The organism is Streptomyces sp. NRRL S-495 (assembly GCF_000966955.1).
Taxonomy (GTDB): Bacteria; Actinomycetota; Actinomycetes; order Streptomycetales; family Streptomycetaceae; genus Kitasatospora; species Kitasatospora purpeofusca.
The window spans coordinates 37,152-47,778 of sequence record NZ_JZWY01000086.1; the positions used below are offsets into that span (position 1 = coordinate 37,152).

Genomic DNA, 10,627 nt, shown 5'->3' on the forward strand with positions numbered 1-10,627 from the left:
GTCACGGGTTTGTGCAAGTCCCCTGTGGAAGTGCGGGGGTGCCCACCTGCTGGGAGCGGTGATGGGGCAGGATGTGCGCACTATGCGGAACGGACTGGTACAGCTCGGCGCCTGGGCGGCGGCCACCGGGGCGGCGGTGGCGCTGTCCTGGTTCGGCGTGCACACGGTGCTGACCGGGGCCGCGTTCGAACAGCCCACCGCGCTGCCGCTGCCCTCACCGGCCTCGGCCGGTGGCGCGAGACCCACGCCGACTCCGTCGGCGGAACCCACGCAGTCGGCCGGCCGGCCGGATCCGGCCGCGCCGCCGTCCACCGCCCCGGCGTCGGCCGCCCCGTCCAGGTCCGGTTCCCCGGCCGCCGCCGCGCCACCCGCGGCCCCCTCGACCGCCGCCGCCGTGTCGCACCGCCCGGCGCCGGCCACGAGCACGACGTCCTCCGTCCGCAGTTACCTCGTCCCGGGCGGCAAGGTCGCCCTGGACCTCCGGTCCGACCGGGCCTCGCTGGTCACGGCCGCCCCGGACCCGGGCTGGCAGATGCAGGTCTGGGACGGCCCGCAGTGGATCCGGGTGGACTTCACCAAGGACAACCAGGCCAACTCGGTGTTCGTCTACTGGAACGGGCACCCGCCGGTGGTCGACACCGTCACCCGCTGAGCGGCCCCCGGCGCTCCGTCACCACCGCTCGAAGGGCACGTAGCCCGGCAGATAGGGCCCCCGGTAGCGGGACCGGTCGACCAGGGTGTGCCTGGTCCCGCCGGGCACCCCGATCGCGGCGAGCACCACCGTGCCGTACGCGTCCCGCACCTCGTACGGCTCGGCGAGCGAGGCCGCGCCCCGGTCGACGGCGTAGTCGTAGGCGTAACAGACGTCCGGCACGGCCACCGCGAGGTCGATCACGCCGTCACCGTGCCGGGCCAGCCGGCCGGCCAGTTCCCGGCCGCGCGGGCCGATCACCTGGACCAGCGAGGTCAGCACGAAGCGGGTGCCGGGCGCCTGCAGCACATAGGAGACGATCTCGGGTTCGCCGGTCTCGGGCCCGGCGTACGCGGTGCAGCGCAGGCCGAGCGCGACCGCGTACCGGTGGGCCGCCCGCTCGGCGTCGCCGACCGCGAACACCACCGCGTCGGCGCGGCCCATCGGGAGGAGGCCGGGCTCGTCCGGCCCGGCGGCGGTGAGCAGCACGGGTTCGGCGGCGGTGTCGGTCATGTCAGCCCTCCCGGTGGGGGTACGGGACCACGGTTCCGCTCGCGGACCGGTGGGGGCCGGCGCGCGGGGTCGTGGCTGGAGGGTGGCGCCGGGGCGACATCCGCGCAACTGTTCCGTTTCCTCCTGGTCAAGCTGTGCTCCGGGGCGGGAGAATCGGCCGCACCGCTGTACACAATGCCCACCCGAGGACGGAGCCCGCGATGCCCCCCGCCCACGCCCCCAGCCCGACGGGCGCGCCCGGATCGCCCAACTCGCCCACCGGACAAGGGCATTCCGGCACCGCCCCGGCCACTGCCGGGACCGGGGCCGGAACCGCGGCCGCGCCCGGAGCCGGGGTTGCCCCGGGGAGCACCAACGACGCCATCGACGCCCTGGACGGCCGGCTGATCCGGCTGCTCGCCGAGGAGCCCCGGATCGGCGTCCTGGAGTGCTCACGACGGCTCCAGGTGGCCCGCGGCACGGTGCAGGCCCGGCTGGACCGGCTGCAGGCGCGCGGGGTGATCGGCGGCTTCGGCCCGGAGGTGGACCCGGCGGCGCTCGGCTACCCGGTGACGGCCTTCGCGACCCTGGAGATCTCCCAGGGCCAGGGCGCGGACGTGCGCGCGCACCTGGCGGCGGTGCCGGAGGTGCTGGAGCTGCACACCATCACCGGGCACGGCGACATGATGGTGCGGATCGTGGCCCGGTCGAACGCCGATCTGCAGCGGGTGATCGACCGGGTGGTGGGCTTCGACGGGATCGTCCGCTCCTCCACCGCGATCGCGCTGGAGAACCCGGTGCCCTACCGGATCCTGCCGCTGGTCGACCAGGCCGCCGCCGAGTAGCCCTCCGTCCGGCCACCCCGCCGGTCAGCCACCCAGCCGGTCGGCAGGGTGCGGCCGGTCAGCGGCTCAGCACCCCGGAACGGCCCCGCCCGACTGCAGCGCCTCCAGCACCGAGACGGACTCCCCCAGCGTGCCGACCGGCACCAGCCGCAGCCCCGCCGGGAGGTTGACCTTGGCGTCCGAGCACTCGTCCTTGGGCACCAGGAAGACGGTCGCGCCGTCCCGCGCCGCCGCCTGGGTCTTGAGCGGCACACCGCCGACCGGGCCGATCACGCCCTGTTCGTCGATTGTCCCGGTGCCGGCGACGGTCAGCCCGCCGGTGAGGTCGCCGCCCTTGCCGTCCCCGCGGAGCTTGTCGACGATGCCGAGCGCGAGCATCTGCCCGGCGCTGGGGCCGCCGATGTCACCGAGGTCGACCTTGACCTTCACCTGCGCGGGCGACAGCTGGAGGTAGCCGAGCGCGGCCATGGTGGCGGCGTCCTGGGACTCGGCCATCTGCTGGGCGGTGACCTCGTTGGCCTTGGCCGGGTCGCCCTGCGGGTAGACGGTCTCGCTGGGCCGGACGGCCTCGTCCTCGTCGAACCAGGCCTGGAGCGAGCGCCACAGCGTGGTCCGCTCCCCCGGGTTGGTCGCCGAGATGGTCACCATCCGCAACTGCCCCTGGGTGGTGCGGACCGGCGCGCCGGTGACGGTGAGCACCGGGCGGCCCTGGTAGCTGCCGAGGGTGTCCGCGGTCACGCCGGGGAAGGTCAGCGTGTAGGGCAGCGGGACGAAGGCGGCCACCCCGAACAGCGCGGCGACCGTCGCGCCGCAGAGCGCGAGGGCCCGGGTCCGGGGGGAGGTCAGGGCCGTGGGCAGCTTGGTGTCGGACACAGAGGCATCCAAACACACCGGGGCCGTCCGGCGGGCACGCACACGGCCACCCGAACGGCCCACCCGGCGGACCGGGACGGTCAGCGCAGCGCGTCGGCGACCTCGGTGGCCGCCTCCACCACCCGGGGGCCGACCCGCTCCGGGACCAGCCCGTTCAGCATCACCACGCCGACGCTGCCCTCGATGCCGCTCAGTCCGAGCAGCGCCGCGGCGGCACCGGACGCGCCGGACTGCTCCTCCGCCCGGGTGATGACGAAGCCCTGCTCCGGCCGGCGCTGGCTGGGGAAGGTCCGGGCCTCCAGGATCGCCCGGCCCGCCGCGCTCTCCCCGAGCGGGTGGCGCAGCCCGGTCCGGTAGGCGACGTGGAAGTCGGTCCAGCTGGGTTCGACGACGGCCACCGCGAGCGCCTCGTTGCCGTCCACCAGGGTCAGGTGGGCGGTGGCCCCGAGGTCCTCGGCGAGGCTGCGCAGCGCGGGCAGTGCCGCCTCGCGCAGCAGCGGGTGGACCCGGTGGGCGAGCCGGAGCACGCCCAGGCCCACCCGGGCCCGGCCGCCGATGTCCCGGCGGACCAGCCCGTGCTGTTCCAGGGTGGCCAGCAGCCGGTAGACGACGGTCCGGTTGACGGCGAGGCGGGCCGCCAGTTCGGTCACGGTGAGCCCGCGCTCCGAGTCGGCCAGGAGTTTGAGGACCCGGACTCCCCGGTCCAGGGTCTGGGAGGTCTCTGCAGTCACGACGCGCAATTCCTTTCCGCGGCGGTCGCGGATCGGCTGGCCGGTCCGGGACTCGGTGGTCGCGCGCAGGGGGGTGGCCGCGCCAGGGCCGCGGTGTGTCGTCCTTGACGTCCTGGGGCCCTGCGGCGCCCGTCCGGCGGGGGTTGCCCGGCGGGAGAGCGTGGGGGAAAGGTAGTGAAGGAAATGCGGCGGCGGAAGTGTTTGTCCAAAATTCGGTCAAGATCAATTCTGTCCGGCCGGACAGAAGCGGACGAACTGCCGCATTCCACCCGGCCTGACCGGGCGCAAGTTCGAGCACAGTCCGAAGTCCGGACAGACACCCGGGACCGGAGGGGCCGGGCGACCGGCCCGGAACGGCCGCGGAGCGACCGGGAACGACCGGGAGCACCCCCGCAGCACCCCAGGAACGTCGCCCCGGCCACCCCTCCGGCGGATCCGACGGATCGTTACTTCGCCCACTCCCGAATCTTGTCGATCCGCGCCTTCAGCTGGTTGGCGGTGGCCTGCGCGGTGAGCGGACCGCCGCACTGCCGGCGCAGCTCGTTGTGGACCGTGCCGTGCGGCTGGTTGGTGCGGTGGTGCCAGGCGGCCACCAGCGCGTTCAACTCCTTGCGCAGCTCCCGCAGCTCCTGGTGGGTCACGACCGGCCGCTGCTCGGCCGGCAGCTCCAGCAGGTCGGCCTCCTCGGCCGGCTTGCCCTTGCTCCGCTGGATCTGCCGGTGCTGACGCTTCTGCAGCAGCATCTGCACCTGGTCCGGCTCCAGCAGGCCCGGGATGCCGAGGTAGTCCTCCTCCTCCTCGCTGCCCGGGTGCGCCTGCATCCCGAACTCCATGGCGTTGTACAGCACCCGGTCGAAGACCGCCTCGGAGCCCAGCGCCTCGTAGGAGAACTCGTCGCCGCCCGCGCCGTCCGGGCCGTCGTTGGCCCGCTCGGCCTCGGCGAGCAGCCGGTCCTCCTCGTCGAAGAGGCCCTCGCCCTCCTTCTTCGGCCGGTCCAGCACATGGTCGCGCTGGAGCTCCATCTCGTTGGCGAAGCCCAGCAGCATCGGGACGGTCGGCAGGAAGACGGAGGCGGTCTCGCCGCGCTTGCGGGCGCGCACGAAGCGGCCGACGGCCTGGGCGAAGAACAGCGGGGTGGAGATCGAGGTGGCGTAGACGCCGACGCACAGCCGGGGCACGTCGACGCCCTCGGACACCATGCGGACCGCGACCATCCAGCGCGAGGTCCCGGCCGCGTAGTCGGAGATCCGCTGCGAGGCCTCGGTCTCGTCGGAGAGCACCAGGGTGACCTTCTCGCCGCTGATCTCGCGCAGCATCTTGGCGTAGGCGCGGGCCACGTTCTGGTCGGTGGCGATCACCAGGCCGCCGGCGTCCGGGATCGCCTTGCGGACCTCGGTGAGCCGGCGGTCGGCGGCCTGCAGCACGGAGGGGATCCACTCGCCCTGCGGGGAGAGCGCGGTGCGCCAGGCCTGGGCGATGAGGTCCTTGGTCATCGGCTCGCCGAGCCGGGCCTCCAGCTCGTCGCCGGACTTGGTGCGCCAGCGCATGTTGCCGCTGTAGGACAGGAAGATCACCGGACGGACGACGTGGTCGGCGAGCGCGTGCCCGTAGCCGTAGGTGTAGTCGGCGACCGACTTGCGGATGCCGTCGCCCCCGGCCTCGTACTGGACGAACGGGATCGGGTTGGTGTCCGAGCGGAACGGCGTACCGGTCAGTGCGAGGCGCCGGGAGGCCGGCTCGAAGGCCTCGAAGCAGGCCTCGCCCCAGGACTTCGAGTCACCGGCGTGGTGGATCTCGTCCATGATGACCAGCGTCTTGCGGGCCTCGGTGCGGTTGCGGTGCAGCATCGGGTTCACGCCGACGCCCGCGTAGGTGACCACGATGCCGTGGTAGTCCCGGGAGAGCGGCCCGGAGGAGTAGCCCGGGTCCAGCCTGATGCCTATCCGGGCGGCGGCCTCGGCCCACTGCTTCTTCAGGTGCTCGGTCGGCGCGACCACGGTGATCTGCTGCACCAGGTGGTTGTGGAGCAGGTACGAGGCGAGGGTCAGCGCGAAGGTGGTCTTACCGGCGCCCGGGGTCGCGACGGCGAGGAAGTCGCGCGGCTGCTTCTCGATGTACTTGTCCAGCGCCCCCTGCTGCCAGGCCCGGAGCTTGCCCGCGGTGCCCCAGGGGGCACGGCCGGGGAAGGCCGGGGACAGCTGGTGCGAGGAGGTCGGCGCGGCATGGCCGACGGCCCGGACGGGCGCGTGCGACTCGTTCGCGTCGGAGAAGAGCGGCATCGGGGCGGCGGCAGTACTCACGGTCTCCGAGGGGGGATCATCGCAGGTCAGAGGCGGTTTCGCAGCCTCGGTCCGCGGTCGGACGGCGTTCGGACAACCCACCCAGCGTACCGGTCCCGGCGCCGTTCGCGCGGCCACGGCGGGGCCGGACCGGGCGGGCGTCCGCCCTGCCCGGGGCGGGTGCGGCCGGAAATCGATGTGAGGTGGATCACGGCGGAATTCCGGGAAACCCGCGTAAGCGGAACCCCTCCCACCGCCTCTCTTCGGGATGAGGCCGCTCCACCCTCCACCGCCCGCCGCGGCCTCACCAGCGAAGGGAAGCGCCGTGCACGCCACCGCCGAAGAGACCGTCCAGGCCCGCCTGATCCTGTCCGCGCACCGGTCCGCCCGGCTGCGGGTCGCCCTGACCTATCGGACCGACGACCCGCTCGCGGTCCGGATGGCCTTCCCCGGCGAGTTCTCGCTGGACGAACCCACCGGTGCGGCGGGCCCGGAGGCCGGCGACATCGTCTGGGTCTTCGCCCGCCGGCTGCTCGCGGGCGGCCTGGAGCTGCCCTCCGGCGTCGGCGACGTGCAGGTGCGGCCCGGCCCCGGCCGGAGCACCCTGGTCGAGCTGCGCGCGCCCGAGGGCACCGCGCTGGTCCGGTTCGACGCCGCCGACCTGCGGCGCTTCCTGTGGCGCAGCCACCTGCTGGTGCCCGAGGGCGAGGAGCACCTGTTCCTGGACGCCGACCGCGCCCTCGCCCAGCTGCTCGGCTGAGCGGGGCGGCCCGGCCACGCGCACGAGAACGCAGGCCCGCATGAGAACGCCGGCCGCCCGGGACCGAAGTCCCGGGCGGCCGGCGTTCCGGACCGCACGCCCGTGTCCCAGAGGCACGGGCGGTCCGGCTAGGACGACAGCTTGCGCATCAGCCGCACACCCTGCGTCGGCGTGAGGTGCGGCAGGTAGGCCTTGCCGATCGCCCGGGTGATGCTGGGCAGCGCCGCCGGGTCCGGGTACGCCATGTACATCGGCCGGTACTCCGGCTGGAACTTCGCCTTGAAGGCGAGCAGGGAGCGGAAGCCGTACACCGGCTCCAGCACCCGGCCCAGCCAGTCCAGGGTCTTCTGCAGCCCGGTGGGCGGCTCCTTCTCCGAGCGGGCCAGCGGCGCGCCGGAGAGCGAGAGGAACCGCGCGCCCTCCTGCTTGAAGCCGAGCGCGGCCGAGGCGATCAGGAACTCGGTGACCCCGCGGAAGCCGTCCGAGCGCCGCCGCATGAAGTCCAGCGTCCAGCCGACCGGCTCGCCGTTCTCGTAGACCGGCATCCAGCTGGTCAGACCGTGCACACTGCGGTCCTCGTCGATCGCGATCAGCAGCCGCACCGCCGGGTCGTCCAGCTCCTCCAGGCCACCGAGGGTGAACCCCATCTCGGGCAGGCCCTTCTCGGAGACCCACTCCTCGGAGATGGCCCGGATCTGCTCCTTCAGCGCCAGCGGCGCCTCGTGGTACGACCACCACTCGGCGGTGATGCCCTGCTTGCCGGCCTTGTTGAGCGCGGTCCTGATGTCCTGCCACTTGCGGCCGGTGAAGGCGAGGTCGGGCAGGGCGACGACGGTGTCCTCGGCGACCTGGAGCGAGCGCCAGCCGAGCTCCCCGGCCGCGGCCCGGGTCTGCGGGGTGACGCTGTAGAAGCACGGCGTCCAGCCCCGGGCGTCGCAGTACCGGGCGAAGCCGGCCACCGCGCGGTCCCGGGCCGCCGGGTCGCCGAAGGGGTCGCCGGTGGTCAGCGCCACGGTGTTCAGCACCCGGTAGGCGACGGCGGCCCGGCCCTCCTCGTCGAACCAGTAGTGGTTGCCGTCCCAGGTGGTGAGGAAGGACAGCGTGCCGCCGCCGTGCTCGGTGAGCAGCGCCCGGGCCCGGGCGGCGTCCTCGGCGGCGACCTGGACCACCGGCCGACGGAAGGTCAGCAGCAGCGCGGCCAGCGCGACCGCCCAGAAGCCGAGCCCGCAGTACGTCTCCAGGGCGCGGGCGAACCGCCCGACCGCGATCGGGTAGTCCGGCAGCAGGTCGTTGTAGGCGGGCGGCAGGAACTGGGCCGGCAGCCCGTGGACCAGGCCGCGGAAGGTCGCGCCCGGCTCGAACTGCCCGGCGGCCAGGACACCCAGCCCGGTGTAGGCGGCGGAGGCGACGGCCAGCGCCCCGCCGACCACCGCGAACAGCCGGCCGAGCACCGCGCGCGGCAGCCGCAGCGTGAAGCGCTTGCGGGTGGCCAGCAGCAGGCCGACGGTGACCATCGGCAGCAGCAGCGCCTCGACGAAGTACTGGAGGACGTCGCTCGAACCGGTGCTGGTCTCCGCGAACAGGACGACCAGCATCGCGGTCCAGAGCAGCTCGGTGGCGATGGTGATCCGCCAGGCGAACCGCAGGCCGCGGCGCAGGCCCTCGGCGAGCACCAGCAGCAGGGCCGGGAAGAGCGTGGCCATCAGCCGGGCCGGGGTGTCGAAGATCCGCTGCACGGCGTGCGCGCGAGCGCAGTCGTGGGCCGAGACCGAGCAGAAGTCGGCGACCTCGTCCGGGGTGAGCCGGTGCGAGAGGTAGATCTCCGAGAAGGTGTTGAACGGGCCGGCCGCGTTGTCGTACAGCGAGGCGATCATCGGGCCGAGCGCGGCGGCGACCAGGCAGAGCGCGACCAGCACCCGGGTCTCGGTGTGGGAGGAGCGGTGCGAGCGCAGGTGCGGGCGGCGGCGGAACAGCAGCGCGCCGGCGGCCAGGCCGACCAGCGCCCCGCTGAACCGCTGGACGCTCTGCAGGTGCCCCACGTACAGCGCCATCACCAGCGGCATCAGCAGCACCAGCAGGTGCAGCCGCCGGCGCCAGAGCACGGTGAGCCGATAACCGAGCACGCCGGCCAGCGCGAACAGGCCGACGCCGGGGCCGACGGCGGTCTGACCGGCTATCGAGAGGGTCCACTGCTCGCCGAGCTTCGCGCCGACCGCGACCACGACGGTGCCGGCCATGACGCCGGCCAGCTGACCGGCGACCAGCACCCCGACGGTGCGCAGCCGGCCGAGGCGGCGCTCGGCGGCCGGGCCGACCAGGAGCAGCAGCAGGCTGGTGAAGACATAGGAGCCGATGCCGGAGCACCAGAACAGCGAGGTGAGGGGCGTCCACCAGCGGCCCGCGTGGAGGGTCGGCCGTCCGATGCCGACCTGCTCCAGCAGGGCGTCGGACGGCCCCCGGGCGAGGCTGCCGGTGGCGGCGCCGACGGCCCACAGGCCGACCAGCAGCACCAGGGTCAGCGGGGCCTCGCCGAGCCGGGCGGCCAGCCGGGCGACGAGCCCCGCGGCCGCGGCCGCGCGGACGACCCGCTGCGGGGGCCGCGGCGCGGGCGCGCCGGGGCCCGGAGCGCCGTTGTCGGACCCGCCGGAGCCCGCGCCCGCGGTGTCGGAGCGGTTGGAGCCGGACCCGGTGCGGAAGGGCCTGGGCACGAGCAGGCGCGACTGTCCCCCGCCGCGGCTCTGCTCCTGCTCGGCGGCGACTCCCGGGGAGGCGCCGAGCAGGGTCACCGGATCATCCCGGTCTGCTGTGCCAGCCAGGGCAGCTGGTCGGCGATGCCGGGCCGGAAGATGATCCAGCCGTGCCCGCCGGGCATGAGGTCGAACTTGGCCTGCATTCCCGCCTCCACGACCGCGCGGTACACCTTCTCCTGCTGCGGCCGGAACTCGTCGTCGTCGCGGCCGACCACGATGGCCCCCGCGGTGTCCGGGAACTTCTTCCGCGCCATCACCTGGAGCGGGTCGACGGCGGCGAACTTCGCCGCGTCGCCGTCGTAGGCCGCCTGGACGGTCTCCTCACGGGTGCCGAGGGTGGGCTCGTCCTGACCGGACATGTCGAGGAACGAGCCGTAGACCTCGGGCGCGTTGACGGCGAGCTGGAGTGCGCAGGTGCCGCCCATCGAGGCACCGGCGATCACCCAGTTCTTGCGGCCCTCGGCCGTCTGGAGGTTGGCGTGCACCCAGGCCGGCACGTCCTCGGCCAGGAAGGTCTGGACATTGGCGATCTTGGAATCGAGGCAGAGCGTGTTGTTCCAGGTCGAGCCCAGCTGGTCGACCATCACCACGATCGGGGCCAGCCCGTGGTGCTCGGCGGCGAAGGCGTCGAGGGAGTCGGCGATCTGGCCGCCGAACACCCAGTCGCCCGGAGTGCCCGGCTGGCCGGCCAGGAGCACGACCACCGGCAGCAGCGGCCGGGGGGTGGCCTGGTAGGCCGGCGGCAGGTACACGTACCCGTCGCGGGACTCGAAGCCGGACTTGGTGCCCGGAACGGCGACCGACGAGACGGTGCCCTTCGCCGGAAGGTCCGCCGGCGCCTGCCAGACCTCCTCCAGCACCTTGCCGGGCGGCCGGCCGATGGTGGCGGCGGCCTTCCCCGTGGTCAGCTCCTGGGTCTTCTCCAGCCACGGCGCCAGCATCACCCGGCCGGTCGGGTACTGGTCGAAGCCCCGGTTCACCTGGGAGGAGGCCATCAGCAGCACCAGGGCCCCGGCGCCGATCGCCAGCAGCCTGCGGCGCAGCGTGCTGCCGCGCATCCGGAAGGCGACCAGCGAGAGCCCGAGCAGGCCGACGGCGATCCACCAGGTGACGTAGTGCGGGGTCCCCTCGGGGAAGGGGTGCCACCAGTCGTCGACGGCGGTGTCGAGCAGCAGGCTGAGCGCCGCCGCCGTGACCAGGGCGGCG

At 74.0% G+C, this 10,627-nt stretch carries 8 protein-coding genes and 1 pseudogene; 3 read left to right on the forward strand and 6 right to left on the reverse strand.

What is annotated here, in order from left to right; translation table 11 throughout:
• The first annotated feature begins 82 nt into the window (after positions 1-82).
• On the forward strand, positions 83-652 hold the full coding sequence (locus tag VR45_RS46715; RefSeq protein WP_052708876.1) for a hypothetical protein: 570 nt from the start codon (positions 83-85) through the stop codon (positions 650-652).
• 36 nt (positions 653-688) lie between these two features.
• Here VR45_RS46715 and VR45_RS42100 read toward each other — a convergent pair.
• A pseudogene (locus VR45_RS42100) lies at positions 689-1,135 on the reverse strand (VOC family protein); the annotation flags it as partial.
• 431 nt (positions 1,136-1,566) lie between these two features.
• On the opposite strand from VR45_RS42100, the gene VR45_RS06330 reads away from it, so the two are divergent.
• Entirely contained in the window at positions 1,567-2,028 is a 462-nt protein-coding gene (locus VR45_RS06330; protein WP_030308163.1) for an Lrp/AsnC family transcriptional regulator, read from the forward strand.
• A gap of 66 nt (positions 2,029-2,094) precedes the next feature.
• On the opposite strand, the gene VR45_RS06335 is transcribed toward VR45_RS06330, so the two are convergent.
• From VR45_RS06335 to VR45_RS06345, 3 genes are all read right to left on the reverse strand, one after another.
• Positions 2,095-2,901, reverse strand: coding sequence for a S16 family serine protease (locus VR45_RS06335; RefSeq protein WP_234325853.1), 807 nt, complete (start codon positions 2,899-2,901; stop codon positions 2,095-2,097).
• An 80-nt stretch (positions 2,902-2,981) separates the two neighbouring features.
• Positions 2,982-3,632 carry a helix-turn-helix domain-containing protein gene (locus tag VR45_RS06340; RefSeq protein WP_030308168.1) on the reverse strand — a complete coding sequence of 217 codons (651 nt, stop codon included), beginning with the start codon at positions 3,630-3,632 and terminating at the stop codon, positions 2,982-2,984.
• A 446-nt stretch (positions 3,633-4,078) separates the two neighbouring features.
• Positions 4,079-5,911 (reverse strand): DEAD/DEAH box helicase, encoded by a 1,833-nt coding sequence (locus tag VR45_RS06345; RefSeq protein ID WP_045938680.1) that lies wholly within the window; start codon positions 5,909-5,911, stop codon positions 4,079-4,081.
• A gap of 325 nt (positions 5,912-6,236) precedes the next feature.
• On the opposite strand from VR45_RS06345, the gene VR45_RS06350 reads away from it, so the two are divergent.
• Positions 6,237-6,671, forward strand: coding sequence for an SsgA family sporulation/cell division regulator (locus VR45_RS06350; RefSeq protein ID WP_045938681.1), 435 nt, complete (start codon positions 6,237-6,239; stop codon positions 6,669-6,671).
• A 128-nt stretch (positions 6,672-6,799) separates the two neighbouring features.
• Here VR45_RS06350 and VR45_RS06355 read toward each other — a convergent pair whose 3' ends face one another.
• Both VR45_RS06355 and VR45_RS06360 read right to left on the reverse strand, forming a co-directional pair.
• Complete coding sequence (locus tag VR45_RS06355) at positions 6,800-9,457, reverse strand: rhomboid family intramembrane serine protease (protein WP_052708878.1); 2,658 nt, start codon at positions 9,455-9,457, stop codon at positions 6,800-6,802.
• The coding region (locus VR45_RS06360) for an alpha/beta hydrolase-fold protein (RefSeq protein ID WP_045938682.1) at positions 9,454-10,627 on the reverse strand (1,174 nt) is incomplete at its 5' end. The genes VR45_RS06360 and VR45_RS06355, both read right to left, overlap by 4 nt.